This window comes from Bradyrhizobium sp. Pha-3 (assembly GCF_042258615.1).
Lineage (GTDB): Bacteria > Pseudomonadota > Alphaproteobacteria > Rhizobiales > Xanthobacteraceae > Bradyrhizobium.
Genome location: NZ_CP170152.1, coordinates 1,595,543 through 1,621,543, shown reverse-complemented (window position 1 = coordinate 1,621,543; position 26,001 = coordinate 1,595,543). Strand labels below are relative to the sequence as shown.

General features: G+C 65.1%; 27 protein-coding genes. 13 read left to right on the top strand and 14 right to left on the bottom strand.

The features are described 5' to 3' along the window. Window positions 1-11 precede the first annotated feature (11 nt). The 4 genes from ACE10Z_RS07545 to ACE10Z_RS07530 all read right to left on the bottom strand — a co-directional run bounded on the left by ACE10Z_RS07545 (window position 12) and on the right by ACE10Z_RS07530 (window position 4,806). On the bottom strand, window positions 12-902 hold the full coding sequence (locus ACE10Z_RS07545) for a shikimate dehydrogenase (RefSeq protein WP_375787362.1): 891 nt from the start codon (window positions 900-902) through the stop codon (window positions 12-14). 31 nt (window positions 903-933) lie between these two features. Continuing rightward, window positions 934-1,575, bottom strand: coding sequence for a YoaK family protein (locus tag ACE10Z_RS07540; RefSeq protein ID WP_375787361.1), 642 nt, complete (start codon window positions 1,573-1,575; stop codon window positions 934-936). Window positions 1,576-1,670: 95 nt separating this feature from the next. Further along, window positions 1,671-3,719, bottom strand: coding sequence for an elongation factor G (locus tag ACE10Z_RS07535; RefSeq protein ID WP_375787360.1), 2,049 nt, complete (start codon window positions 3,717-3,719; stop codon window positions 1,671-1,673). Window positions 3,720-3,888: 169 nt separating this feature from the next. Continuing rightward, window positions 3,889-4,806, bottom strand: coding sequence for a LysR substrate-binding domain-containing protein (locus ACE10Z_RS07530; RefSeq protein ID WP_375787359.1), 918 nt, complete (start codon window positions 4,804-4,806; stop codon window positions 3,889-3,891). A gap of 124 nt (window positions 4,807-4,930) precedes the next feature. Here ACE10Z_RS07530 and ACE10Z_RS07525 point away from each other — a divergent pair, with 124 nt between their 5' ends. Then, window positions 4,931-5,863 carry an alpha/beta fold hydrolase gene (locus ACE10Z_RS07525; RefSeq protein WP_375787358.1) on the top strand — a complete coding sequence of 311 codons (933 nt, stop codon included), beginning with the start codon at window positions 4,931-4,933 and terminating at the stop codon, window positions 5,861-5,863. Between the two features lie 55 nt (window positions 5,864-5,918). On the opposite strand, the gene ACE10Z_RS07520 is transcribed toward ACE10Z_RS07525, so the two are convergent. From ACE10Z_RS07520 to ACE10Z_RS07510, 3 genes are all read right to left on the bottom strand, one after another. Then, window positions 5,919-6,401: a DUF992 domain-containing protein gene (locus ACE10Z_RS07520; RefSeq protein WP_375787357.1), complete on the bottom strand. Its 483-nt coding sequence runs from the start codon at window positions 6,399-6,401 to the stop codon at window positions 5,919-5,921. 275 nt (window positions 6,402-6,676) lie between these two features. Next, window positions 6,677-7,204: a DUF992 domain-containing protein gene (locus ACE10Z_RS07515; protein WP_375787356.1), complete on the bottom strand. Its 528-nt coding sequence runs from the start codon at window positions 7,202-7,204 to the stop codon at window positions 6,677-6,679. A 268-nt stretch (window positions 7,205-7,472) separates the two neighbouring features. Next, window positions 7,473-8,675 (bottom strand): pyridoxal phosphate-dependent aminotransferase, encoded by a 1,203-nt coding sequence (locus ACE10Z_RS07510; RefSeq protein WP_092117420.1) that lies wholly within the window; start codon window positions 8,673-8,675, stop codon window positions 7,473-7,475. 650 nt (window positions 8,676-9,325) lie between these two features. On the opposite strand from ACE10Z_RS07510, the gene ACE10Z_RS07505 reads away from it, so the two are divergent. The 3 genes from ACE10Z_RS07505 (at window position 9,326) to ACE10Z_RS07495 (ending at window position 10,552) form a co-directional block, all read left to right on the top strand. Further along, window positions 9,326-9,979, top strand: coding sequence for a glutathione S-transferase family protein (locus ACE10Z_RS07505; RefSeq protein ID WP_375789769.1), 654 nt, complete (start codon window positions 9,326-9,328; stop codon window positions 9,977-9,979). Between the two features lie 179 nt (window positions 9,980-10,158). After that, window positions 10,159-10,335, top strand: a complete 177-nt coding sequence (locus tag ACE10Z_RS07500; protein WP_375787355.1) for a hypothetical protein — start codon at window positions 10,159-10,161, stop codon at window positions 10,333-10,335. A gap of 76 nt (window positions 10,336-10,411) precedes the next feature. Beyond that, window positions 10,412-10,552, top strand: a complete 141-nt coding sequence (locus ACE10Z_RS07495) for a hypothetical protein (protein WP_375787354.1) — start codon at window positions 10,412-10,414, stop codon at window positions 10,550-10,552. A 171-nt stretch (window positions 10,553-10,723) separates the two neighbouring features. On the opposite strand, the gene ACE10Z_RS07490 is transcribed toward ACE10Z_RS07495, so the two are convergent. Continuing rightward, a complete protein-coding gene (locus ACE10Z_RS07490) occupies window positions 10,724-11,077 on the bottom strand; it encodes a DMT family protein (RefSeq protein WP_375787353.1) in 354 nt (117 codons plus the stop codon). A 211-nt stretch (window positions 11,078-11,288) separates the two neighbouring features. On the opposite strand from ACE10Z_RS07490, the gene ACE10Z_RS07485 reads away from it, so the two are divergent. The 4 genes from ACE10Z_RS07485 (at window position 11,289) to ACE10Z_RS07470 (ending at window position 15,102) form a co-directional block, all read left to right on the top strand. Further along, window positions 11,289-12,104 carry a PAS-domain containing protein gene (locus ACE10Z_RS07485; RefSeq protein ID WP_375787352.1) on the top strand — a complete coding sequence of 272 codons (816 nt, stop codon included), beginning with the start codon at window positions 11,289-11,291 and terminating at the stop codon, window positions 12,102-12,104. Between the two features lie 102 nt (window positions 12,105-12,206). Continuing rightward, window positions 12,207-12,668: a GNAT family N-acetyltransferase gene (locus ACE10Z_RS07480; protein ID WP_375787351.1), complete on the top strand. Its 462-nt coding sequence runs from the start codon at window positions 12,207-12,209 to the stop codon at window positions 12,666-12,668. 275 nt (window positions 12,669-12,943) lie between these two features. Beyond that, window positions 12,944-13,885, top strand: coding sequence for an aldo/keto reductase (locus tag ACE10Z_RS07475; RefSeq protein WP_375787350.1), 942 nt, complete (start codon window positions 12,944-12,946; stop codon window positions 13,883-13,885). A gap of 179 nt (window positions 13,886-14,064) precedes the next feature. Continuing rightward, a complete protein-coding gene (locus ACE10Z_RS07470; protein ID WP_375784156.1) occupies window positions 14,065-15,102 on the top strand; it encodes an IS110 family transposase in 1,038 nt (345 codons plus the stop codon). A 302-nt stretch (window positions 15,103-15,404) separates the two neighbouring features. On the opposite strand, the gene ACE10Z_RS07465 is transcribed toward ACE10Z_RS07470, so the two are convergent. Together ACE10Z_RS07465 and ACE10Z_RS07460 are read right to left on the bottom strand one after the other, a co-directional pair. Next, on the bottom strand, window positions 15,405-16,634 hold the full coding sequence (locus ACE10Z_RS07465) for a DUF1501 domain-containing protein (protein ID WP_375787349.1): 1,230 nt from the start codon (window positions 16,632-16,634) through the stop codon (window positions 15,405-15,407). Continuing rightward, entirely contained in the window at window positions 16,631-18,214 is a 1,584-nt protein-coding gene (locus ACE10Z_RS07460) for a DUF1800 family protein (protein ID WP_375787348.1), read from the bottom strand. Before ACE10Z_RS07460 ends, ACE10Z_RS07465 begins: the two co-directional genes overlap by 4 nt. Before the next feature lie 315 nt (window positions 18,215-18,529). Here ACE10Z_RS07460 and ACE10Z_RS07455 point away from each other — a divergent pair, with 315 nt between their 5' ends. Continuing rightward, window positions 18,530-19,204, top strand: coding sequence for an HAD family hydrolase (locus tag ACE10Z_RS07455; protein ID WP_375787347.1), 675 nt, complete (start codon window positions 18,530-18,532; stop codon window positions 19,202-19,204). A 216-nt stretch (window positions 19,205-19,420) separates the two neighbouring features. Here ACE10Z_RS07455 and ACE10Z_RS07450 read toward each other — a convergent pair whose 3' ends face one another. Beyond that, window positions 19,421-19,993 (bottom strand): hypothetical protein, encoded by a 573-nt coding sequence (locus ACE10Z_RS07450; protein ID WP_375787346.1) that lies wholly within the window; start codon window positions 19,991-19,993, stop codon window positions 19,421-19,423. Window positions 19,994-20,327: 334 nt separating this feature from the next. Between ACE10Z_RS07450 and ACE10Z_RS07445 the strand changes: the two genes are divergently transcribed. Next, entirely contained in the window at window positions 20,328-21,074 is a 747-nt protein-coding gene (locus tag ACE10Z_RS07445) for a hypothetical protein (RefSeq protein ID WP_375787345.1), read from the top strand. Between the two features lie 189 nt (window positions 21,075-21,263). Here ACE10Z_RS07445 and ACE10Z_RS07440 read toward each other — a convergent pair whose 3' ends face one another. After that, the gene (locus tag ACE10Z_RS07440; protein WP_375787344.1) at window positions 21,264-21,860 is read right to left on the bottom strand and encodes a TetR/AcrR family transcriptional regulator; all 597 of its coding nucleotides are present in this window, start codon (window positions 21,858-21,860) and stop codon (window positions 21,264-21,266) included. 89 nt (window positions 21,861-21,949) lie between these two features. On the opposite strand from ACE10Z_RS07440, the gene ACE10Z_RS07435 reads away from it, so the two are divergent. Next, complete coding sequence (locus ACE10Z_RS07435) at window positions 21,950-22,741, top strand: crotonase/enoyl-CoA hydratase family protein (RefSeq protein ID WP_375787343.1); 792 nt, start codon at window positions 21,950-21,952, stop codon at window positions 22,739-22,741. A 117-nt stretch (window positions 22,742-22,858) separates the two neighbouring features. On the opposite strand, the gene ACE10Z_RS07430 is transcribed toward ACE10Z_RS07435, so the two are convergent. Next, window positions 22,859-23,566, bottom strand: coding sequence for a glutathione binding-like protein (locus tag ACE10Z_RS07430; RefSeq protein WP_375787342.1), 708 nt, complete (start codon window positions 23,564-23,566; stop codon window positions 22,859-22,861). A gap of 220 nt (window positions 23,567-23,786) precedes the next feature. On the opposite strand from ACE10Z_RS07430, the gene ACE10Z_RS07425 reads away from it, so the two are divergent. Further along, window positions 23,787-24,902, top strand: a complete 1,116-nt coding sequence (locus ACE10Z_RS07425) for an MBL fold metallo-hydrolase (protein ID WP_375787341.1) — start codon at window positions 23,787-23,789, stop codon at window positions 24,900-24,902. After that, window positions 24,899-25,552 carry an SCO family protein gene (locus ACE10Z_RS07420; protein WP_375787340.1) on the top strand — a complete coding sequence of 218 codons (654 nt, stop codon included), beginning with the start codon at window positions 24,899-24,901 and terminating at the stop codon, window positions 25,550-25,552. The genes ACE10Z_RS07425 and ACE10Z_RS07420 overlap by 4 nt, the downstream gene beginning before the upstream one ends. A gap of 129 nt (window positions 25,553-25,681) precedes the next feature. Here the strand turns inward: ACE10Z_RS07420 and ACE10Z_RS07415 are convergent, their stop codons facing one another. Continuing rightward, window positions 25,682-25,915: a hypothetical protein gene (locus ACE10Z_RS07415; RefSeq protein WP_375787339.1), complete on the bottom strand. Its 234-nt coding sequence runs from the start codon at window positions 25,913-25,915 to the stop codon at window positions 25,682-25,684. Between the last annotated feature and the right edge of the window lie 86 nt (window positions 25,916-26,001).

The window sequence follows — 26,001 nt, the reverse complement described above, 5'->3', positions numbered from 1 at the left end:
TATTCCAGGCCTCAAGTCTTTGTGAGATCGGCCTCGACAAGCGCACGCAATTCCGCCGTGACCTGCGGGCGCTGTCCGAACCACAATTCGAAACCGCGCACCGCCTGATGCAGCAGCATGCCGAGGCCGTCGGCGGTCTTCAGGCCACGCGCCTCGGCTGCGGCGAGCAGCGGCGTCACCAGCGGCACATAGACAATATCGGAAACAACCGCATTTTGCGCCAGCAACCGCACATCGACCTCGAGCGCGGGCTGGCCATGCTGGCCGAGCGACGTGGCGTTCACCAGCAGCCCTGCGCGCGGCAGCAGCTCGCCGACCGTGTCCCACGTCGCGGGATGAACGCGTGCGCCGAACTGGTCGGCCAGCGCACGGGCGCGGTCGATGGTGCGGTTGACCACATGCACGCGCGCAATCCCGCGCTCGATCAGGCCGAACACCACCGCACGCGACGCGCCGCCGGCGCCGAGCACCAGCGCGTCCTCGGTCTTGTCCCAGCCGGGCGCGCAGGCGTCGAGATTGTTGATGAAGCCTTCGACATCGGTGTTGGTCGAACGCAATTCGCCGTCGGCGAACCACAAGGTGTTGGCGGCACCGACGGCGCGGGCGCGCTCATCCGGCGCCGACAGCGCCAGCGCGTGCTCCTTGTGCGGACGGGTGACGTTGGCGCCGACGAAGCCCCGCAGCGACAGGCGGAACAGGAAATCCTTGAAGTCCTCCGGCGGCACCGCCTCGATCACGTAGCCGCCCTCGATGCCGAGCGTGCGCAGCCAGTAATGATGGATCAGCGGCGAGCGGGAATGCGCCGCCGGCCAGCCGATCAGGCACGCGGCGCGGGTTTTGCCTTGGGCGCTACCTTGGGCGTTACCTTGGGCGTTACCTTGGATGTTGCCTTGGGATGTCATGGCCGTGACATCGGCCAAGGCAGGCGCGCTGTCAATCCGTCCGCTTCGCGGTTGCGGCAACCAACGCGCTGAGGGCGAACGCGGCGGCCGCGGCAAACCAGATCGCACCGAGATTGATCCAGCGGTAGGCAAGCGCGCCGAGCAGCGCGCCTGCGACCAGCGCGGCCCACAGCAACAGGGTGGGCAGCCATGCCCAGCCTGCCCCGCCGGTCAGCGCGGCGGCGATCAGTTGCCCCGCTTTCACCAGCGCCCCGGTGACATAGGTCAGGCCGAGCCCGGCCCCGCCTTCGAGCTGGAACACGGCGTTCTCGAGCCCCATCGTCAGCACGATGGCGGCGACCGCGGCGTTCGGCAGGCCATAGGCATAAGCCAAAGCCGCCGCCGCGAGCAGCAACGCCTCAGCGAGCAGGATCAGGGGCTGGCGATGCGCGATGCGGCTGAGCACGACCAGGCTGCCGGCGGCAGCACCGGCGACGAACAACACGATCAGCGCCAACGCTTCCAGGGCATGCTGCCAGTGCCCCTCGGCCAAGGTCACGCCGAGCCGCGTCGAGTTGCCGCTCATGAAGGACACGAACAACCCGCCGAGATGCAGATAGCCGATGCTGTCGACATAGCCGGCCACCGCGCTGAGCGCGCAGGCCAGCGCCAGGTTGCGGCGGGATTCAAGCATGATGTCGTTGCGCCCCCATCAGGGACGCAAGCTAGCGGCCTCCGGCCATCCTGCCAACGATCACGCCCGCGCGGGGCGTGATCGCAGCAGCAGTCTCACGCCGCGTCGCGATGCGCGGCGATGATCTGGTCGGCGGCGCGGCCCGTCACTTCGGCCATGCGGTCGAACTGGCGAGTGAAGGTGCCGGCGCCGGCGGTGGCGGAGCGCAGCTCGACGATGAGGTCGCCGATCTCGGATTCCGGCATCGTGGCACGGACGCAGTCCCAACCGCTCCAGCCCTCGCGGGTGTCGAAGCCGAGGATCTGGCCGCGGCGCGCCGACAGGATCGCGTTGATCTTGGCGGTCGCATCGGTCGGGCAGACGATCTCGACCGTGTGGATCGGCTCCAGCAGCACCGGCTGGCACTGCGGCAACGCCTCGCAGACGCCGACCCGCGCCGCGGTGCGGAACGCAAGGTCGGAGGAGTCGACGCTGTGATAGGAGCCGTCGGTCAGCGTGACGTCGACGTCGATCACGGGAAAGCCGAGCGGGCCGCGCGCGAGCGCGTCGACCACCCCCTCCTCCACCGCGCCGATATAGTTGCGCGGCACCGCGCCGCCGACCACCTTCTCGTGGAATTCGAAGCCGCTTCCGCGCGGCTTCGGCTTGATGTCGAGCACGACATCGCCGAACTGGCCGTGGCCGCCGGACTGCTTCTTGTGCCGGCCGCGCTGGGTGACCGCCTTGCGGATGGTCTCCTGATAGCCGATCGCCGGCGGATGCGATTTGACGTTGACGCCGTAGCGGTCCTTCAGCCGCTCCTGCGCGACGCGCAGATGCATCTCGCCCTGCCCCCACAGCACGGTGTCGTGGGTGCGCGGGTTCTGGATCATCGTCAGCGACGGATCCTCCTCGTTCAGCCGCAGCAGCGCCTGGCCGAGCTTGACGTCGTCCTTGCGGTCGGTCGCGGCGATCGAGATCGACAGCACCGCCGCCACTGGCTCGATCTTGACCAGCGAGGCCGGGGCGGTCTTGCCGCTCGAGACCGTATCGCCGGTCTTGATCGCATCGAGCTTGCCGAGCGCGACCGCGTCGCCTGCCTCGGCCTGCGGCCGCTTGCTGTCATGCGTGCCCGAGACCGCGAGGATGCCGGAGACCCGACCGCTCTCGCCGCTCGAGGATTGCAGCGTCGCGCCATCGTCGAGCCGGCCCGCGAGCACGCGCGCCAGCGACAGCTTGCCGCCGTGCTGCAGATGCACGGTCTTGAACACATAGGCCAGCGCGTCCTTCTGGTCCTTGATGCCGAGCCGGCTGGCGGTCTCGGTGACGCCTGGCGCCTCGTGGCGTAGCGCCTTCATCAGCCGGAGCACGCCGTTCTCGCGGCCCGCCGCACCAAGCAGCACCGGACAGATCAGCCCTTCGCGCAGTTCGCGCGCGAGATCGTCGAACACCGCATCGCGCGGCGGCTGGATATCCTCCAGCAACTGCTCCATCAGTGCGTCGTCGTGATCGGCGAGCTTCTCCAGCATCGAGAAGCGCGCTTCCTTCTCGCGATCGAGGTTGCCGCCTTCCAGCGCCATCACCTCCGACGGCTTGTGCTCGCGATAGACGAAGGCGCGCTCCAGCGCGAGATCGACGAAGCCTTCGATCAGATCGCCGTTCCAGATCGGGATCTGGCGCAGCACCAGCGGCACGCGCGACGCCGGCTGCAGCGTCGCAAGCGTCTCGCGGACGCGCTTGTTGGCGCGGTCGATCTTGTTCAGGAACAGGAAACGGGGAATCCCGAGCTCCTCGAGCTCGCGCAGGATGATCTGCAGCTGCGGCAGCTTCTTCTCGTCAGCCTCGCAGACCACGACCGCGGCATCGACCGCCGGCAACGCGGCACGCATATCGTGCGCGAATTCGATCGAGCCGGGACAATCGATAAAGGTATAGCTGTCCCCCATAAAGGTGGTGGTGGCGGCAGTCAGGCCTACGCCCATCTTGTGTTGACGCGCCTCGGGGCTGGCATCGCCGACGGAGGTTCCGGCATCGACGCTGCCGGCATTCTTGATGGCGCCAGTGCGCGCCAGGATCGCTTCCAGAAGTGTGGTTTTACCGCTTTGGAAAGGGCCCACCAGCGCGATGCACCGTGGACCTCGGGGACTTCTGACGTCTTGTCCCATTGCCGCCTCCTCGTGTTGGAGCTCGGCCCATGATTGGGTCGGCGACCGTTCATGCTCTGCCTGCGTTTGACATTTGGCAAGCGGGAAAACGTCGCTGCGGTGCGGCGTCGCGGAAGTTTGCGATGGCGGAGCTGCGCGCCGCCATTCGCCGGACGATGCGTCCGATGCGTCAGTTCCTCAAGGGCGCAAGTCCCGGCGCAATCTCGCGCCAGCGCTTCACAAGGTCGAGCAACCGCTGCACGGCGGGCGACACATTTTCCTCGCGCCACACCATCGTGAGCGGAGCCGTCACCACCGGCGCCGCAAGGCGAATATACGCCACGCCGCGGCCGGTCTGCGCGCGCGCCGCGGCTTCCGGAACGAGCGACACGCCGACACCGGCGGCGATCAGGCCGATCGCGGTTTGCAGATGCAGAACTTCCTGCGCGAGCCGCGGCGTGAAGCCGGCGGCCTGGCAGGCGGCAACGATCAGGCCGGTGACGGAAGGCTCCGGCTGTGCCGGATAAAGTACGAAGGCATCGTCGGACAGTTCGGCGAGCGCAATGTCGTCGCGCGCCGCGAGGGGATGCGTGCGCGGCAGCGCCGCGACATAGCGCTCATCGAGGATCAGGCGCTGGGCAAGCCCTGCTTCGGGCAACAGCGCCGGGCGTGCGAAGCCGACATCGATCCGGCGCCGCCGCAATGCCTCGGCAATCTCCGCCGCCAGCATCTCGTCGAGCATGAGCTCGACATCGGGACAAGCGTCGCGATAGGCGCCGACGATATCGGGCAGGCCGGCGAACATGGCGGAGCCGACGAATCCGATCGCGAGCCTGCCGGCCTGGCCGCGCCCGACGCGCCGCGCGTCGGCAACCGCACTCTCGAAACTTGCGAGCAGCGCGCGTGCGCGCGCAAGAAACAGCTCGCCGGCCTCGGTGAGCCTGACAGGACGGCTACTCCGCTGCAGCAGCGTCACGCCGAGTTCGTCCTCGAGCTGGCGGATCTGCTGGCTCAGCGGCGGCTGCGCGATGTGCAGCCGCTCCGCGGCGCGGGTGAAATTCAATTCCTCGCCAAGCGCCACGAAATATCTGAGATGTCGCAATTCCATGCCGGCGATATAGCACGGCGGCCGGCGCCGGCAGCAATATGCAACAGCTCTGCTACCGTATCGAACGAGTATTGGACCGGACGCGCGAACGCGGACAGCCTGCGGCAAACCACAGGAGGTCGCCATGACGGCACTGGAGAAAGCTTTCGCGGAGGCAGCCGCAGCCGGCATCACGCAACAGAAGATCGAGATCGGCGGCCTATCCGTCAATGTCGCGCGCTTCGGCAAGGGCCCGCCGCTGCTCCTGCTCCATGGCTGGCCGGAGTTCTGGCTGGTGTGGCGTCCGCTGATGATGCGGCTCGGCGACAGTTTTGAGCTGATCGCGCCGGACCTGCGCGGTTGCGGCGACACCGGCAAGCCCGTGCCCGGACCTGACGCGTCCGCCACGGCGGAGCGCCATGCACTGGACATGTTCGCGCTCATGGACGCGCTCGGTCATATCAGCTTCGGTGTGATCGGCGGCGATCTCGGCGCCTATGTCATGCAGGCGATGTCGCATCGTCAGCCGCGGCGGCTGACCGGCACGCTCTATCTCTGCACGCCCTATCCGGGCCTCGGCCAGCGCTACGGCGAGCCCGGCCACCTGATCGAGGTCTGGTATCAATACTTCCAGCAGCTGCCATGGGCCGCGCAACTGGTCGGAAGCTCGCGCGAGTCATGCCGGCTCTACTTCCGCCATTTCCTCGACCATTGGTCGGGCGACGATCCCGCCGTATTCGGCGACCTGCTCGAAGCCTATGTCGATAACTTCATGAAGCCGGGCAACATCCAGGGCGGCTTCGACTGGTATCTCTCGTCCGCGCCCAATCGCCGGCTCTGGCTGGAAGGCAGACTGCCGGCGCAGCCGCGCATCGAAATCCCCTCGCGCTTTCTCTGGGGCCGCCGTGATCCGCTGATCTCGCCGGAATGGTCGGACAGGCTGGGGGACTATTGGAGCGAACCTTCGATCAGGTTCGTCGACACCGGGCATTATGTTCACGCCGAAGCGCCCGGGATCGTTGCCGAAGAAGCCCGCGGCTTCTTCGGCAGATTGGCGAACGCAACGCGCGGGCGTTAGGGCATGATCCGGAAAAGAGCGAAGCGGTCTCCGACAAGATCATGCCTCGACGGCGTTACCGCCCCGGACGCAACTCGAGGCTTTCGAGGCCGGCGGCGATGTTGACGCCGACCTGGCCCTGCACGCTGAGCGGTTGCAGGGCGATCGTGTTGTCGGAGCCGCCGACCAGCACGTTGCCGCCGACGCCGACGCCGAGCGTCGCGCTTCCCTGCGCGCCGGCATAATTGCCGGAGAGCGCACCCGGCCCGAGCCGCTCCACCGGTGCATAGACGCCCCAGGTCAGCGCCGATTCCTGGGTGAGGCCGAGATCGATGCCGACCTTTTGGATGGTCGCGATGTAGCGATCCTCAGGCAGACCATTGGCGCGCAGCACGCAACCGAGATGGGTCACGGAGCCGACGATGAAGCCGACGCTCGCGCCACCGCGGCATTCCAGGACGCCGACCTGAACGCGCTGGCTCGGCTGTTGGGCGTTGGCGCCAACGATTGCGGTCAGCGTGGCGATGGCGGCACCGGCAAGGAGAGTGTAGCGACGCATGTTGGAGAGTCTCCGGCTGAGGGGCATGACGCGAGCAGAGAACAGAACGGCGCCGTGTCTGCGGCGCCTTTCGCATCCTATGCCATAGCATCGATTGTGCAGCCAGAATTTGCGGTGCCCGGCCACCAATTGTTGCAGGATGTGGCGCTATTGCTATGCCCCGCGCGCCCTGCTGACGCTGTCATGCAACAGACAACAAACGACGCACAGCAAAAAACGGACCGCAAAAAAAGAGGCCCGCTTTCGCGGGCCTCTTTGATCGAACACCGACCAGCTTAGTGGTGGTGGTGATGATGGCGGTGGTGACGGTGATGCCGGCGCGGACCAGCGGTGCGGACCGGCTCGAGATCGATCCCGGCGATGCCGGCCGCAACGTTGAGGCCGGTCTGGCCCTGCACGCTGATCGGCTGCAGCGCATAGGCGTTGTTCGGGCCGCCGAACAGGAAGTTACCGCCGGCGCCGAGGCCGACCGAAGCGTTGACGCCGACGCCGCCGTAGCTGCCGGCAAGCGCACCGCGCGGAAGCTGCGTGGTCGGCGCACTCACGGCCCAGGCGAGCTGGGTCGTCGCGGTGACGCCGAGGTCGACGCCGATCCGCTTCACGGTCGCAACATAAGGCTCGGGACGGCGGCCGCCGCTCTGGAACACGCATTCGAGGCGGGCAACAGAGCCGACGACGAAGCCGACGTTCTCGCCGCCCTGGCATTGCAGAACCCCGGCCTGAACCTGCTGAGGTGCCGCGTTGGCAGTGGCGAACGGCGCCAGCAACGCAAGCGCTGCAAGGGTGAGAGTCGAAAGTCGCATTGGTCTGTCTCCGCAAGGTGAACTGAATTTGCGCGGCGGACACAATGCAAGGGTCGTGTCCAAAACAAGGCAGTTCGCAAAGACGCCGTAAAAACTTCCAGCGTGTGGCATCGATGTTCGCGCACACACGCGTGAGGTGAGCAGGTTGTGATTTGACTCTGCGATTTTACCGGCGCGCGATGTGCGCACATCAATCGACCACTACACAAACAGAAACGCTCCCGCACCAGATGCGGGAGCGTTTCTTGGTTTCCTGGTTCAGAACCAATTACCGCAGATTACCGCAGAAGCGCTGGATGCGCTTGCAGGCATCCTCCAGATCCGAGGTCTTGGTGGCGTAGGAGATGCGAAACGCGGGGCCGAGGCCAAACGCCGACCCCTGCACGACCGCGACGCCTTCGCTCTCGAGCAGCTCGGTGACGAACGCTTCGTCGTTGTCGATCACCTTGCCCGACGGCGCCTTCTTGCCGATCGTGCCGGCGCAGGACGGATAGACGTAGAACGCGCCTTCCGGCCGCGGGCACTCGATGCCGTTCGCCTGGTTGAGCATCGACACCACGAGGTCGCGGCGCTCCTTGAACACCTTGTTGTTCGCGGCGATGAAGTCCTGCGGACCGTTGAGCGCCTCGACCGACGCCCACTGCGCGATCGACGACGGGTTCGAGGTCGACTGCGACTGGATCGTCGCCATCGCCTTGATCAGCTGCGCCGGGCCGCCGGCATAGCCGATGCGCCAGCCGGTCATGCAGTAGGCCTTCGACACGCCGTTCACGGTCAGCGTGCGCTCGTAGAGGCTCGGCTCGACCTGCGCCGCCGTGGTGAAGACGAAGTCGTCATAGACGAGGTGCTCGTACATGTCGTCGGTCATCACCCAGACATGCGGATGCCTGACCAGCACGTCGGTGATCGCCTTGAGCTCGCTCCTTGTGTAGGCCGAGCCGGTCGGGTTCGACGGCGAGCACAGGATCACCCACTTGGTCTTCGGCGTGATCGCCTTCTCGAGATCTTCCGGGCGCAGCTTGAAGCCGGTCGAGGCCGGGCAAACCACCGGCACCGACTCGCCGCCGGCAAGCGCCACCATCTCGGGATAGCTGACCCAATACGGCGCCGGGATGATGACCTCGTCGCCCGGATTGATGGTCGCCATCAGCGCATTGTAGAGCACCTGCTTGCCGCCGGTGCCGACGATGATCTGGTTCGGCTTGTAGCTCAGACCGTTCTCGCGCGAGAACTTGTTGATGATGGCTTCCTTGAGCTCCGGAATGCCGCCGACATCGGTGTACTTGGTCTTGCCGGCCTCGATCGCGTGGATCGCAGCCAGCTTGATGTTGGCGGGCGTGTCGAAGTCAGGCTCGCCGGCGCCGAGGCCGATGACGTTGCGGCCCGCGGCTTTCAGCGCGCGTGCTTTGTCCGTGACCGCGATCGTCGCGGACGGCTTCACACGGTCGAGCGCAGCGGACAGGAAGGCCATTATCATCTCCTGGCAAACGTCGTGAGCCGTTGGGCCACGACTTGATTTGGATGGGATCGCGGCACCCTAGGCCTGTCGCCGCTGCATCGCAAGAAGCTTGGCGGTAAAGCACCAAAACTTTCCCGCACGGCTCGCGGCATGCGCAATTTTCCGCAAGTTCCGGCTCCAAATGACTCATATCCGGCAAGCGCAGCCGTAGCCGCCCAGCCTTGCCGGCAAGGCCTGCGGCCGCGTGCGCCAGCGCGGATTGCTCCGAGGACAATTGTCGCGCGGCGCTTGCCCGATGGTGCCGAGGCTGGCGGTCCGTTGCGGCCGCCGACCGGCCATCGCTCGATCGGGATGGCGCGTTAACGTTTGTGAATGACGGCGTGTCGGCCGCGGCGTCGATGGCATCGACCGGCACCGTGCACAGCGTCGCGCAGCCGTGATCCGAGTTGTTCTGTCGTGTTGATGGAATCGTTTTGCACGCGTGCAGTGCGGTAGACGTTTCGACTTTTTCCACGTTCCAGGGCTTGCGACGCACCCCTGTCGGCATCATTGTTTAGCGGCATTGCGGTGTGACAGGCCGCGCAATTTTCAAGCGTACCGTCTCAGACCAAGTGAACCTGACGCACCAAGTGAACCTGACGCACCGAGTGAACACCGACGCAATGTACAAGCTCTATTCGATGCAGCGCTCCGGCAACAGCTACAAGGTCCGGCTGGCGCTTGCGGTGCTGAACACGCCATACCAGGCGATCGAGATCGACATCCTGCGCGGCGAGAGCCGCACCCCGGATTTCCTGGCCAAGAATCCGAGCGGCCAGGTGCCGTTGCTCGAGGTCGCCGAAGGCCGCCATCTTGCCGAGTCCAACGCCATCCTCTGGTACGTCGCGATCGGCACCCCGCTGGCGCCGGAGTCGCGGATCGAGCGCGCCGAGGCGCTGCAGTGGATGTTCTTCGAGCAGCATGCGCTGGAGCCGAATATCGGCGCCGCCTATTTCTGGCTGTCGCTGGTCAAGGGCGGGCGCGACCTGCAGACGCACGCGCTCGAGGACTGGATGGAGCGCGGCTACGCGGCGCTGCAGGTGATGGAAAATCACCTCAAGGGGCACGCCTTTTTCGCGGCCGAACAGTTCACCGTCGCCGACATCGCCCTTTACGGCTACACCCACGTCGCCGACCGCTGCGACTTCGACCTGGCGACCTTCCCGTCGATCCGCGCCTGGCTGAAACGGGTCGAGCAGACCCCCGGATTTGTCTCGATGGATTGGCAGCCGGGCTCCCAGGCCGAGCCCCAGGGCCGCCTTGTCGCAGGCGTCTAAAAGCCGGGTCTGAATTCCGGGAATAGCGGGGAAACTGCCCAAATTGCGGGCAAAACCCCTGCCGACGCCGCATTTCCGCCGTTTTCGGGGAACCTCGCCGCCGCAATGTTGCCGGTGACGCTGGGCAGATTTGCTCGGATGTCGCGAGTGATTCGCTCGCGGCCCGAGGGATTTAGACCATGAAACGGTGGTCCGGCACGGCAGGCTTCCATGGCCGCCCTGCCCCGGTGGCATCATCCCGCCTGACGAACGCGATCGCCGCGTCGCTCGCGCTTGGCGCGCTGACGCTGTGCCTGGTCGTCGCCGTGACGGTGCTGGCGAGCAACATCAGCATGGCGACATCGCTCCCGGCGTAATCCAGCAAATTCCATTTGGCACCTGATCCGCGGCAGGGCGCGGGAGAGACAGCGGCGCGACATGATGAAGACCCCCGTGGGACTTGTGACTGTGACGCTGTCGGCGGCGATCCTGCTTGCGGCTTCACTCCTGATCGTGACGGGCACGCAGGGCGAGGACCGCGCGCACCCGGCGCACGTCACGACGCCTGCCGCCAAGCCGGCCCCGCGCCACTAGTGTGCTGAATGCGAAGTTCGTGCGATTTCGCGGCAGCCGCTTTCACGAACTTCGCATTCATAAAGCACACTAGAATCATAAGTTTGCTAGTGTCCTTATCGAATCCGAAGTTCGCTCCGAAGGTGCGGCGAATGATACGAACTTCGGATTCGGGACACTAGCGCAAGCGCGCTAGCTCCATTTGTGGAAGATGAAGAACGCACCGGCGGCGATGAAGGCAAACCCGAGCGCGTGATTCCAGCCCAGCGGCTCCTTCAGATACAACACCGAGAAGCCGGCGAACACGACCAGCGTGATCACCTCCTGCATGGTCTTGAGCTGCGCCGCGCTGTAGACCTCGCTGCCCCAGCGATTGGCCGGCACCGCCAGCCAGTATTCGAAGAAGGCGATGCCCCAGCTCACCATGATGACGATGGGGAGCGAATGATCCTTGTACTTGAGATGGCCGTACCAGGCGAAGGTCATGAAGACGTTCGAGGCAAACAGCATCAGGATCGGCAGCAGCGAAGGCGAAATGGTGGGCATCGATGTCCTCTTGCAAGCACGGCACGCGGTAACCCGCAGGCCCGGAACCGGGTTCCATACCGATCTGCATATCATTTGATTTGAAAGCAGCGAAAGCTGGTTCTGCTCGCGCAAGGCCGGCTTAACGGTCGGGGCGGAAATCCCGGCGCCGTTGCGGAGCTGTCGTCAAACTACCGCTTTATCGTTCGTTTGACAGATAGCGAGAGCGAGCATGCGGTTTGATTGGCGTGCAATTTCAGGTCCGGCCCTGACGGCGATCACGGCGCTCGCCGCCTTCCTGATCGACCGCCTCCTTGTCCCCGTCCCCAATCCGGCGCCGCTGTTCGTCTGCATCGTGGCGCTCGCCAGCTCGATCAGCGGCATCCGCTCCGGGCTGATCTCCGCCGCGATTGCGGTGACCGGCTCGGCGCTGTTCTTCCTCGATCATCGCGCGCTGCCCGGCTATGACGCGGCGGACGTCGCGCGGATGCTGATGCTGGCCGCGACCGCGGCCGGCACCGCCCTGATCACCGGAATGCTGCGGCAGAAATGGATCGACGCCTTTGCCGCGGACCAGCAGCATCATGCCACCTCGGCGCGGCTCGCCGCCGCGCTCGACCAGGTCGACATCGGCATCGTGCTGCTCGACGCCGACACCCGCGCCGAATTCATCAACCGCGCCTTCCGCGAATATTTCGCGCTCTCCGACGCGCAGGCCGACAGCAAGCCGCCCTTCGTCGCGCTGATGTATCATGGCCGCGACACCGGCGCCTACGAATTGCCGGAAGACGAGCTGAGCGCGTTCATCGCCGAGCGCATCGCGATGATGCGATCGGGCGATTCCACGCCGATCAACCTCAATCTCGCCGACGGCCAGGTGCTGCGCTTCAGCTGCACGGCGTTGCCCGACGGCGGCCGCATGCTGAGCTATACGCCGGTGACCGACCTCGTACGGCACACCGACGATCCGGCGAAGGCGGACGAATATCGCGCACAGCGCGCCGGGCACCAGCGCCATCGGGCGCGGCTGCTGCGCGCCGCCGAGTGAGGCGCGACCACGTCGGCAATTGATCCCACGCGATAGCGACGGTAGAACGGTCGCGGGCGATGCACAGACATCGTGCAACGCGGGATCATCCAAGGATCATTCATGTCCGACGACGTCAGCATCCGCTTCGTCACGCGCGACGATTACGCGCAATGGCTTCCTCTGTGGGACGGCTACAACGCGTTCTATGAACGATCCGGACCGACCGCGCTCGCGCCCGAGATCACCGCGATGACGTGGCAGCGCTTCTTCGATGCCTACGAGCCGATGCATGCGCTGGTTGCCGACGCCGGCGGCACGCTGCTCGGGCTGACGCATTATCTGTTTCACCGCTCGACCACGGCGATCGCGCCCACCTGCTATTTGCAGGATCTCTTCACCAGTGAAGCCGCGCGCGGCAAGGGCGTCGGCCGCGCCTTGATCAACAGCGTCTACGCGCAGGCGAAGCTCGCGGGATCGCCGCGCGTCTATTGGCAGACGCATGAGACCAACCACACCGCGATGCAGCTTTATGACAAGGTCGCGGACAAGCCCGGCTTCGTCATCTATCGCAAGATCCTCTGAGCGCGCCCGCGCGGGTTGTGGATTGAATGGAGATGTCACCGGCGCGTTACAAAGCCCGGCTAGGCTTCCGCTCGCGTAAGATCAGGCCCCCCGTCTCAGATCTTCGCCCCGAGCGGTCCCCGTCAGTCGCCGCGTCTGACCGGGACCGCTTTTTTTGCGACATGGCCGTGCGTGATAGGTGCCATGCGTGATCGGCGGTAGGGCGGCACCTTGCCGCGCCTTGGCGTGCTTGTCACAATGCGCTGCATCCCTCGCCTATCCCACAGGATTGTCTCATGGAAATTCGTAATCTCGGCGGCTCCGGCCTGCGCGTGTCCGCGGTCGGCATCGGCTGCAACAATTTCGGCCAGCGCACCGATCTGGAAACCTCGCGCAAGGTGATCCACAAGGCGATCGATCTCGGCATTACCCTGTTCGATACCGCCGACATCTATGCGGGCATGGGCGGCTCGGAGACGGTGCTCGGCGCCGTGCTGGGCGATCGTCGCAAGGACATCGTGCTCGCCACCAAATTTTCCAAGCCGATGGCGACCGACGGCACCAGGCAGGGCGCCTCGCGGCGCTACATCATGTCCGCCGTTGAAGCGAGCCTCACCCGGCTGAAGACCGACTACATCGATCTCTACCAGCAGCACGATTACGACCCGCTGACCCCGATCGACGAGACGCTGCGTGCGCTCGACGATCTCGTGCGCCAGGGCAAGGTGCGCTACATCGGCAACTCCAACTTCCCGGCGTGGCGGATCGCGGAGGCCGAATACGTCGCGCGCGAGCTGAACGTAAACCGCTTCGTGTCCTGCCAGGACGAATACAGCCTCGTGGTACGCGGAATCGAGAAGGACCTGCTGCCGGCGGCGCAGCAATACAATCTCGGCCTGCTGCCGTTCTTCCCGCTCGCCAGCGGTCTTCTGACCGGCAAGTACCAGCGCGGCGCCGCCGCCCCCGCCGACACCCGTTTCGCCAAGGCGCCGGCCCTGAAGGACCGCTACGTGACACCGCGCAACGAGGACATCGTCGAGCAACTGCAGGCCTTCGCACAGGAGCGCGGCCATAGCATGCTGGAGCTCGCCTTCTCCTGGCTCGCCGCCCGCCCGCAAGTCGCAAGCGTCATCGCCGGCGCGACGCGTCCCGAACAGGTCGAGCAGAACGTGAAAGCGATCAACTGGAAGCTGAGTGCGGAGGAGATGGCGGAGATCGATCGGATTACGAAGGGCTAATTACTTGCGTCGTCCCGGCGAAGGCCGGGACCCATAACCACAAATGCGCGTGGTTACGGCGTGCTGTGACTCCAGCGTTTTCCAACAATCGAGTTCGGTGGTTGATGGTGTGGACGGCCCCCTACGGCATCAGTGTGCCAGAATGAGGTTGTTGCAAATCTCAGACAAAGGAGCCGTCCGTGGGAGAGATTATCCGCATTGGAATGGATACGTCGAAGCATATTTTTGTGCTGCATGGGGTTGATGCGGCGGAGCAGGTGGTGCTGCGCAAGAAGCTATCGCGCAAGCAAGTGCTGGAGTTCTTCGCCAAATTGCCGCCGACCGTGATCGGGATGGAGGCCTGCGGAGCTTCGCAGTATTGGGCGCGGGAGCTTGGCAAGCTCGGTCACGAGGTGAGGCTGATGGCCCCGCAATTGGTGAAGCCTTACGTGATGCGGAACAAGAATGACGGGCGCGATGCAGAAGGGCTATGTGAAGCGATGGACCGGCCGAACATGCGCTTTGTGCCGGTCAAGACGGCCGAGCAACAGGCCGCGCTGATGCTGGCGGGGCTGCGCGATGGATTGATCGCCCGGCGCACCCAGCTGAGCAACGCGATCCGCGGCTATGCGGCGGAGCTCGGCCTGATCGCGCCCAAGGGGCTCGACAAGATCGAGCCGCTGCTGGCGCGGATCGCGCAGGACGAGAGCTTGCCCACCATGGCGCGCGAGGTGTTTGCGGTGCAGGGACGCCAATACGCTGCTCTGCAAGCCGAGCTCAAGCAACTCGAGGTTAGGCTGATGGCCTGGCACCGCGCCGATGCGCTGAGCCGGCGTCTGGCGCAGATCCCATCCGTCGGCCCGATCACCGCAACACGGCTGGTGATGAAGACGCCCGATCCGCATGCGTTCCGCTCCGGCCGGCATTTTGCGGCCTGGCTCGGCCTCACACCGAAGGATCATTCCACCGGCGGCAAGACCAGGCTCGGCAAGATCACGCGGGCCGGTGACGAAGACCTGCGCCGCTTGTTCGTGGTTGGGGCGACTGCGGTCATCCAGCAGGTTCGGCGGGGCCGAGGCCATCCGTCGCGCTGGCTGCTGGCGCTGCTCAAGCGCAAGCCGCCGAAGCTGGCCGCCGTGGCGCTCGCCAACAAGGTTGCCCGCATCGCCTGGAAGCTGATGGCGACGGGCGAGAGTTACGATGCCGCGCGGCTCAATGCCATGGCGGCCGCCGCCTAACAGATTGGCCGGCCGGCGGGTTCGCCCACCAGCCGACCCGGAAGCTGCAAGAGCAGATGGAGCAATCGGTCGATCAACGATGCGAGACAGTCCGTGGGACCCATTGGCCGCCAACAGGTCGCGGGGTTGTTTGGAGCTCGCGTCGCGCAACCCATCTTGGCCAGCGACCATTGCGTGTCGCATCAACAGGCCGGACATATGGATGCAGCGATCCGATCTACTCAGAAAGCTCTTGTGCCACGGGGGCCGTCCACATATGGGTCCCGGCCTTCGCCGGGACGACACTGAGCATGTGGCGAGTGCTACGCCACCAGCCCCTTCATCGGCTTCACCGGCGCGCTCTCCGGGAACACGGCATCAGCCAGCACGCGCTCGCCAAGGCCGAACTGGTCGTGCAGCACGCCCTTGATCACGGCGCGCAGGTCGGTGGTCGGGGCGAGGTCGCGGGCCTGATAGAGATTGGCCGGCTTCAGCCCCGGCCAGTCGGTGATCATCCGGCCGCCGTTCACCGCACCGCCGGCAAGCAGCGCGATGGTGCCGGTGCCGTGGTCGGTGCCCTCGGTGCCGTTGATGCGCGCGGTGCGACCGAACTCGGTGGCGACCACGATCACAGTGTCGCGCCAGTGCGCACCTAAGCCACTCTGAAATTCCGCCAGCGCGCCGTCGAGACCGCCGAGCAATTGCGCGAGCCGGCCGACCGGGCCGCCTTCATTGGCATGCGTATCCCAGCCGTCGAAGGCCAGCGCGCCGATCCGCGGGCCGTCATCGGCCGCCATCAGCTTGGCCGCGCCACGCGCCACCAGCCGCATCGCCGCGACGCCGCCACCGCCGGGCTGCGGTTTCATCTCATTGCCCTGCGCCTGCTTCTCGAGCTGCAAGCCCTGGGTCAACGCGCTTGCCAGCGTCGGATCGCGGTGCTGGTAGAGATCGAGCAGCCGCATCGCGGTGTCGTCGGCGGCCTGCGGCAGCGCGGTCGGCGCCCAGCCGACGGTCGGCGCGGCGCCGCGCAACACCAGCGGCGTGGTCGGGCCGACCGCAAGCGCGCTCGTCACCCGTTCGCCCTTTGGCAATGCTTCGAGTGCGCGGTTGAGCCAGCCGGATTGCACGCGGCCGGGACCGGGGAAGCCGCTCTCCAGCACATCCTGGCCATCGAAATGCGAGCGATCGCGATAGGAGGTCGCGACCGCATGAATCACCGCGGCCTGCTTGGCACGATACATCCGCGCGAATTCCGGCATCGCCGGATGCAGGCCGAAGAACGGATCGAGCATCACCGCCGCGTTCGGCCCATCGGCCTTCAGCGCGATCGCGCCGTGCAGGCCGGCATAATCGGGGTCGCCGATCGGCGCGACGGTGGCAAGGCCATCGAGCGCGCCGCGCAGGATGATGGTGACGAAGCGCGGATCGCGGCCATCGGCCGCGCGTGCGAATTTCGGCAAATAGGCCCAGGCGGCAAAGGAGGCGCCGCCGAGCAGCAGCGTGCGCCGCGATGTCGCCTGCATCATCAGGCTCTCGGAGCAATCCATGATCATCTCCTCTGGAATTCCGGCGACATCAGCAGCAACGCCAGCGCCTGCTGCCGCGATTCCGCGCGCTCGATGGTGCGCCGCGTCTCGACCGAAGCGGCATCCGCCGCGATCAACTCGAGAAGTTCGCGCGGGTCGAACCGGTCGGCGAGCTGGGAGCCAAGCTGCGCCGAAATGTCGAGCCTGAGCTTGATGCCCTCGGGTGCGGCCCAGGCCGCAGAGGTATCCGGAAATCCGTTCGGGCCGGCCGGTGACCACAGCGGCTGACCGAGCACGTTGAGGCCGTTGAGATAGCGGCCGGGATCCTCAGGATTGCGCGCCAGCAGGCGGCCGGAGGCGAGCAGGAATTCGTAGGGCGAGCGCATTTTCGTCAGCGGCACCTGCCACGCCTCGTTGGACTGGATGAGCGCGGTGGCCAGCGCCCTGAGATCGCCGTCGGTTCTGGTGAAGGTGTCCTGCAGCTTCGCCACCAGCGCCGGCGGCGGATCGTCGGCGACGAAATGACGGGCGAATTTGGTCGCGATGAATTTTGCGGTCGAGGGATGCCGCGCGATATCGGACAGCACCGCCTCGCCCTGCGCGAGGCCGGCCTGCGCATAGGTCCTGCCCAGCACCTGCTGCGGGCCGGGCTGATGCGCATTGGCGTTGAACACGAAGCTGCCGGGCGCACCGAGCTGCCCCTTGCGGCCGGCGAAGGTCCAGCCGGTGATGACACGCGCCAGCGCCGTGACGTCGTCCTGGGTGTAGCCGCCGCCAACGCCGAGCGTATGCAGCTCCATGATCTCGCGCGCCAGATTCTCGTTGAGGCCGCGGTTGCGGTTGATGCCGGCGCGCGACTCCGGGCCGAGCGATTGCTGGTTGTCGAGAAAGAACAGCATCGCCGGATGCTGCTCGACGGTCTTCAACATGTCGCCGAAGAGGCCGAGCACGTGCGGGCGGATCGCCTCGCGCTCGAACGAGCCGGCCCACATCCGCGCCAGCGCGCCCTTGTTGGCCGAGATGCAGAAATGGTTGGACCAGAACACCACGAGCCGCTCGACGAAACCGCAATCGGCGACCACGCCGCGCTGCAGCCGCGCCAGCGCCTCGGCGCGGAACGTCTTCTGGATGATGTTGAGTGGCTGCGCCGGCGGCTTGGGCGGACCGGCCACCGTCTGCATCGTCGGAGGCTGCATCGTCGCGGACGGCGTCATCGCCGCATTGGCGTTGTCGGCGGCCTGCGGCTGCATCGCCGGATCCTTGCCGGCAATCTCCTTCGCGGCAGTCGACAGCGACAGATTGCGCCGCGGCTGCGGCTTCGCGTCGGGCCCCTGGGGCGGCGTCTCGCTCGCGCCTGACTGCGCGGCTTTCGCCGCGTTGCGCGCCTGCTGAATCTCGAACTGATAGTCGAACACCTGCTTGCCGAGCTCCGGTGTCGAGAGCAGGCCCGGCACTTCGAGCAGCGCGCCGTTCGGACGCGCCAGCTCCGCCAGCACGAAACCGTGCGGATCGGAGGCCGCGTTGATGAAGTCGCCGGCCGCCCCGCCGCGGGCGCCAAATCCAAACCGGTTGAGAGCAATCAGCGCGGCTTGCGAATCACGGGCCATCAGAATTCCCTTAACGGCCTATCCCGGCTATATCAGTTGCCCGGCATCATAGCGCGGTCCGGGATGAACCCGAGATTAATTCGCGCATTAAATCGCGGTTAGAATGGACCTCACGTCACACGATCGTTCCGAACCAGCTGCACCGCGCCGGCTTGCCTGCACGGCATGCGGCAGCGAATTCTCCTGCTCGCTCACGGGATCGTGCTGGTGTTCCGACGAAAGCTTTCGCCTGCCGATGCCGAGCGATGGCGGCGACTGCCTGTGCCCCGCCTGCCTGCGGAAACTCGCGCAACAGCAAGCAGCGGTGAGCGCCACGTGAACGCACCCTGGACCGTCGACGCCGTCCTGCTCGACATGGACGGCACGCTGCTCGACACCGAGAAGGTCTATTTCGACAGCCTGGTCGCGGCGCTGAATGCATGCGGCTACGCCGACGGCGTCGTCGCGCTGTGCCATTCCATGGTCGGGCTTCCCGGTCCGGTTTGCGAAGCAATGCTGCGCGATCATTACGGCACGGCGTTCCCGCTCGCCGATGTCAATCGCGCCTTCATCGTCACCCGCGATCGCATGTTTGACGCCGGCCTGCCGCTGAAGCCCGGCACGATTGCGCTGCTCGACGGTCTTGCCGCCGCCGACCGCCGGACCGCGATCGTGACCTCGTCATCCCGCCGCACGGCCGAGCGCCATCTCGCGCTCGCCGGCATCCGCGACCGCTTCGAAACGCTGCTGACGCTCGACGATGTCACGCAAGGCAAGCCGGACCCGGAGCTCTATCTGAAGGCAGCCGCGCGGCTCGGCGTGGCACCGGCAACCTGCATCGCCGTGGAGGATTCCAACCACGGCGTCACGGCGGCCCACGCCGCCGGCGCCATCACGCTGATGGTGCCCGACATGGCGCCGCCGACCGAAGCGACGCGCGCGAAATGCGCAGCCGTGCTGCCGGACCTCAATGCGGTGCTAGCGTTGCTGCAGGAGCGCGGCGCGCTCTAACCGTCGTTGCGAGCGAAGCGAAGCAATCCATCGTCCCGCATCTGCGGAGCGATGGATTGCTCCGTCACTTCAGCGCAAAACTGTTTTGCAATTTTGTCGCGAGCTCCTCGCGATGACGGAGGCAGATCAGCCAGGGCGTGTACTCATGAAGGTCCGCTTCTGAGGGTGAAGCGGATGCCAGTCGGCTCGGCCGTCATCGACCGCCTCTGACCCTTTTCAGACCTTAGGCGATGTTCGACTTGGGTCAGATGGAGTGGAAAGCGATGCCTTCCCGCCTGTCGCCTCCGAAATCTTCGTCACGACTTCGCCCAATGCCATGCGGACGGTATCGTTCGTATAGGGGTCGTCTGGGTGCGCTGGAGAACCTTCTCTGTTGAAATGGGGCCGTTCGTCCATCCTTCGTCCCCATTCGACATCGGCTTCGCGGACAAGTTCTTCCAACCGATGATCCGATGCGAGAACCTGTTTGCAGTAGTCCGCCAACGCGAGGAGCGGCTGATCAAGGTTGTTAAGCAGCAACTCGCTTCCCTTGAGTTGACGGTGCAATAGCTCCTGCAATGCTCCCGTCGAATCCGTGAGGTTGCTTCTTAGCCATGTCCCGATCCCCGTCTCGGCCTCTTGCACTCTAGGGACCGCCGAACCGCCTTTCATCGCGCCCGGGCCAATCATCCGCCCCATGGCCTCTTGTGCAGTGAACTTTCGCCCTTGGCGGATTTCGCGTTCTAGTTCGGCGTCCGCCTCAGAACGCTGCTTGTCCTTGTCATCGCTCATCAAATTGCCCTTCGGCAAGCGAATGTCCGGAGTGGGTCCCATCGCAGATTTGTTGCAGAGGTTGACAAATGTCCGCCCCTTAATTGGCCCGGAAAGAGATGTCACTCTCCGAAGCCTCGCGCGCAGGAGCTCTGCGCGCTTGATTTAGATCAAGCTCATCGACGTGAACGCCTACACCGTCACCTTCTCAATCTGGCGTCTACATCTGATGCGGCGGATGGGTCCGGTTATGGGGTTTGGACCCAAGTCGGATATCTAAGCTGCCATGACCCAGTGTTGTCAGGTTGAATGATAACGCGACGCTCTGATCAGCTGAACGTCCGACAACCTGCGGTGCGTTCGGGAGGCTGCAATGATGGAGCTACTGGTCGCGACGGGCCTAATCGCCGGAGTTGTTACCGCCCACGAGATCGGCTTTTGGCTGGGCTCAATTAGTCGCTCCGTTGATGAGCCCTTTGATCGACAAATAGTTTTGGTTCGGACATCTACGGCCGCGCTGGTTGCCTTCTTGGTCGGCTTTGCATTTTCGGGAGCAGCATCGCGCTTCACAACTCGGACCGATCTCATCGTCAGGGAAGCGAACGCGCTCACAACAGCCTACTTGCGGGCCGACATCATAGCCGACCCTCAACGTGGAGAATTGAAATCTGCATTGAAAGAGTATGCCGCCGACAAGGCCATGCTCCTTGGTCGCGAAACACGCGACGAAACTGAGCCGTTGCTCGCCAAAGCAAGTGGCTTGCATGAACGAATGTGGAGGTTGGCGACCACTGCTACGCTGGGCGACGCACCCTCGATGGCGGTAGTTCTGCCTCCGATCAACGAGGTCATCGATCTGCATTCGGTACACCTTGCGATGGCGAGAAGACATCTGCCCATTCCGATCATGGCGATCCTCTTGGGTACGGCGGCAATCAGCCTTGGCATCATAGGTTTCGGCAATGGTCGCATAGGGCGCCGATTTTCGTTGATCGACACCGTTTACGGAGCCGTTCTTGCATCTGCGCTGTGGATGACCATCGATATGGACTATCCGGAGTTCGGCATGATTACGGTAACCGATCGTCCTTTCGTGGAAGCGTTGGCTGCAATGAAATAGCATTTGGCGCGCTGCAAGCGCCGCCCGAATGCGAGCCGGTGATCACCCGAGAAAAGCGTATCGAACTTGCCAAGACGATAGAGGTGATCGAACGAGGCGAACTTCGTGATGTCAGGTTCTGGGCCCAATGCCGACGTGCACTTGGACCGGATTCTATGTCGTCTTTTTGAGAGCGAAGCGGACGCGGCCCTAGCCCCGCTTACGCCTCGGCTTCGGCAACGCCGTCTCGATCAACGTGTGCGCGGCCTCGCCCGCGGTTTCCATGTAGCTCGCGTCGCGATGCAGCAGCACCACCGCGAATGAGCCGTCCAGCAGCAGCAGTATCTGCCGCGCCAGCTTGAGCGGATCGGCGATGCCCTGCTCCGTGAAGGTCGCGCGCAGCCAGTCCTCGAACTTCTTCTTGTGCGCGGCGCCGATCCGGATCGCGGGGTGGCCTGGCATGTTGGCAAGCTCGGCGGAGGTGCGCAGGAAGCCGCAGCCCTTCCATTTCGGATGCCGCGCCGAGCGCGCGAGGTTCTTGAAGATCGCCTCGACCTTTACCGGCACGCCGCCCTCGGCCTCCGCGAACCATTTGCGGAACAGCGCGAGATTGGGCTGGTCGCGCGCGGCGAGATAGGCGGCGACCAGATCGTCCTTGCTCTTGAAGTGATAATACAGCGTGCGCTTGGTGAGGCCGGCCTTGGCGGCCACCTCATCGACGCTGACGCGGCGGATGCCTTCGCTGTAGAACAACGAATTCGCCGCCTGGACGATGCGCTCGCGGGTGGGTTCGGAGGGTCTCGGCATCCGTCGTATGTATACTCACCAGTGAATATACACAAATTCCGCCAGCCGCTAGGTTCGGCCCCACGAACACCAATGCCGGAGACTGCGCCATGCCCGCCCCCATCCTGCTCGCCATCGACGACGGGATCGCCCTGATCACCCTGAACCGCCCCGAACAGCTCAACGCGCTCAATTACCAGCTGATCGATCAGCTGATGGCGGCGCTCGACCGCATCGAGGGTGACGCTGCCGTGCGCGCCGTGATCCTGACCGGTGCCGGCGAACGCGCCTTCTCGGCGGGCGCCGACATCAAGGAATTCTCGGAAAGCGTCAAACAGGGCGCGGCCGTCGCGGTCCGCGACTTCGTCCGCCGCGGCCAAGCCATGACCGCACGGCTCGAGGCCTTCAAGAAGCCTGTCATCGCCGCGGTCAACGGGCTCGCCTTCGGCGGCGGCTGCGAGATCACCGAGGCCGTGCATCTCGCCATCGCCAGCGATCGCGCGCTGTTTGCAAAACCCGAGATCAAGCTCGGCATGCCCCCGACCTTCGGCGGCACGCAGCGGCTGCCGCGGCTGGCGGGACGCAAGCGCGCCCTGGAGCTGCTGCTATCAGGCGATCCGTTCCCGCCCGAGCATGCGCGCGAGATCGGGCTGATCAACCGGATCGTGCCGCACGACCAATTGCTGACCGCCGCGCGCGAGCTCGCCGGCCGCATCACCAGGCATTCGCCCGGTGCCGTCGCCGGCACCATCACCGCGGTGACGCGCGGGCTCAACATGCCGATTGCGGAAGGCCTATTGGTCGAGAGCGAGCAGTTCGCCGCGCTGGTGCCGAGCCACAACCTCACCGAGGGGCTCGCGGCGTGGCGAGAGCGGCGGCCGGCGAAGTATGTCGGGGCGTGAGCTGGCTCCATCAACTCGTCATGCCCGGGCTTGACCCGGGCATCCACGACGTTCCGTGCCAAAGACGTGGATGGCCGGGTCAAGCCCGGCCATGACAGAGGATAGACCCCTCGCCCCCTATCGCACCACCGCCGCGGTCTGTCCGAACAGCAGCTTGCGCTCTTCCTCGGTACGGATCGCGGGCTGGCCGAAATTCGGATTGACCTCCTTCGCCTTGGCATAGGCGCGCTCGGTCGCCGGGCGCTTGCCGATGGTCTCCAGCCAGCGCTTCAGATGCGGGAAGTCGTCGATCTCCTGGCCCTGGTTCTTGTAGGGCACGACCCAGGGATAGCTCGCCATGTCGGCGATCGAATAGTCGCCGGCGATGAATTCGCGGTCGGCGAGCCGCTTGTTGAGCACGCCGTAGAGCCGGTTGGTCTCGTTGACATAGCGGTCGATCGCGTAAGGCAACTTCTCGACCGCGTAGTTGCGGAAGTGATGGTTCTGCCCGGCCATCGGCCCGAGCCCGCCCATCTGCCAGAACGTCCACTGGATCGCGTCATAGCGGCGGTAGAGATCTTCGGCCAGGAACTTTCCGGTCTTCTCGGCGAGATAAAGCAGGATCGCGCCGGATTCGAACAACTGTAACGGCTTGCCGCCGCCCTTCGGCGCGTGATCGACGATCGCGGGAATGCGGTTGTTCGGCGCGACCTGCAGGAAGTCCGGCTTGAACTGATCGCCCTTGCCGATGTTCACCGGGAAAACCTTGTACTCCAATCCTGTCTCTTCGAGGAACATCGTGATCTTGTGGCCGTTCGGCGTGGACCAGTAGTGGAGATCGATCATGGGCGTGATCCTGCATGTCCGGGGATTGCTGACGCATCACGAGAAAGATGCGAATGCATGAAGTTGCGCGCATAACCGCATCCAAGTCAATGGCGCGCGCATTGCACCGCGCGCGAATGTGATCTGCAAACGACGCAAGCGCCCGATTGAGCCGCGCCCCGATTGCTCCTAGGCTCAGCGTGGTTGGCATTGAAAAATTTTCAGAACATAGGAGATTACAATGACACGCGATTTGGCACGACGTGATTTCCTGAAGGGCTCGGCCGCGATCGCCGGCGTCGCAGCCGCGGGCGCATTCTCCTGCGTCGAGATTGCGAGCGCGGCACCGATCGAGGTGCCGACCGTCGACAAGCTGTCGATCCGCGTGCTGGTCGATTCCAGCTTCGACATCTTCTTCAAGCCGAAACAGGCTAACGGCGTCTCGATCGCGCCGGCAGCACGCGGCGCCGATTTCCGCAAATCGCTGCACAACGAATGGGGCCTGTCGCTGTGGCTGGAATCGGAGGCCGCGGGCAACCGGCGCACCCTGATGCTGGACTATGGCTACACGCCCGAGGTGCTGCTCAACAACATGGAGCTGGTCGGCGTCGATCCCGCCAAGCTCGACGCACTGATCGTGAGCCATGGGCATTACGACCATTTCGGCGGCCTCAACGGCTTCCTCGACAAATTCCGCGACAAGCTTCCGGCTGACGTGAAGCTCTATGCCGGCGGCGAGGACAATTTCTGCCACCGCGTCAGCGCGACGCCGACCAAGGGCCAGTTCGCCGATTTCGGCACGCTGGATCGCCGCCAGCTCGCAGCGCAGCGCGTCACCACCGTGCTGTGCGAGACCCCGACCGTGATCGCCGGCCACGCCTTCACCACCGGCAAGATCACCCGCCGCAGCATCGAGCGCGTGCTGCCGCAGACCTGGGTCGAGTTCGGCATGAAGGATGGGCTCGGCTGCAACGCCAGCCACTATCTGCCGGCCGAGATGGAGGGCAAGATCGTGCCCGACGAGCACATCCATGAGCACGCCACCTGCTTCAACGTGAAGGATTTCGGCCTGGTCGTGATCTCGTCCTGCGGCCATGTCGGCATCGTCAATTCGGTCAAGCAGGCGCAGGAGGTCTCCGGCATCCAGAAGGTGCACGCGATCGTCGGCGGCTTCCATCTCGGACCGGCGCCGAAGGACTACCTCACCGAGGTGGTCGCCGAGATCAAGAAGCTCGACCCCGACGTGGTGATCCCGATGCATTGCTCCGGGCTCAACTTCGTGCAGGAAGCGACCGCGCAGATGGGCGACAAGGTGCTGGTCACGACAACAGGCAGCCGCCTCTCCTTCGGCATATGACCGCGGCGATCCTGCGCGTCATTGCATGCGCTGGCGTGGGCCTGGCATGCGCCGGCACCGGCCTGTGGCTGGCGGCGGCATCGGCGCTGGCCGGCGATGCGCCACAGCAATCGGCGCGCTCGGCCGCCGAGATCATGGACATCCTGATGTGGAACAGGGAGCCGGTCGGCGGCCCGTTCGCGCTCACAGATCAGGCCGGCCGCGAGCGCACCGACCAGGAGTTCCGCGGCAGGCTGATGCTGGTCTATTTCGGCTTCACCTATTGCCCCGACGTCTGCCCGACCGATCTGCAGGCGATTGGGCTTGCGCTCGACAAGCTCGGCCCTGACGGCGATCAGGTGCAACCGATCTTCATCACAGTCGATCCCGAGCGCGACACCGCCGCGCATCTCGCGGAGTATGCGCCGCTGTTTCACCCGCGGCTGATCGGGCTGACCGGCAGCGGTGATGCGATCCGCAAGGTCGCCGATGCCTACAAGGTCTACTATGCCAGGGTGCCGTTGAAGGACGGCGACTACACCGTCGATCACACCGCCTACATCTATCTGATGGACCGCGACGGCAATTATCTCGGCTTCTTTCCGCCGGGCACATCGGCCGATCGCATGGTCGAGATCATCCGGCCGCGGCTCGCCGAGCCGGCGCGCTGACTCTGCATTGCATTCAGCGCGCTCTCCCTTCCGTCATGGCCGGGCTTGTCCCGGCCATCCACGTCTTCCTTCGGATCGAGACCAAGACGTGGATGCCCGGGACAAGCCCGGGCATGACGAATTCAAGCCTCAATGCATCCGCCCATGCGCGCGCAAAAATGTCTCGCCGCCCTCCGTCACCGTCACCCGCATGCCCTCGACCGAGGGACGGCGCGCGACATAGCCGCGGTCGACTGCGTCCTCCCAGATCGTCAGCCGCGGGCATGAGGTGCGCCACACCTCGAGCACCTCGGCATAGGGCCGCGGCTCGCGCGCGACCCATTCCACGAGATCGAGCACCAGGGCGTCAGTGGTCTCGGTCATTGGGTACACTCCCTGAGCATCGTCATGCCCGGGCCTGGCCCGGGCATCCACGTCTTGGCTCTGCATCAGGAAAGACGTGGATGGCC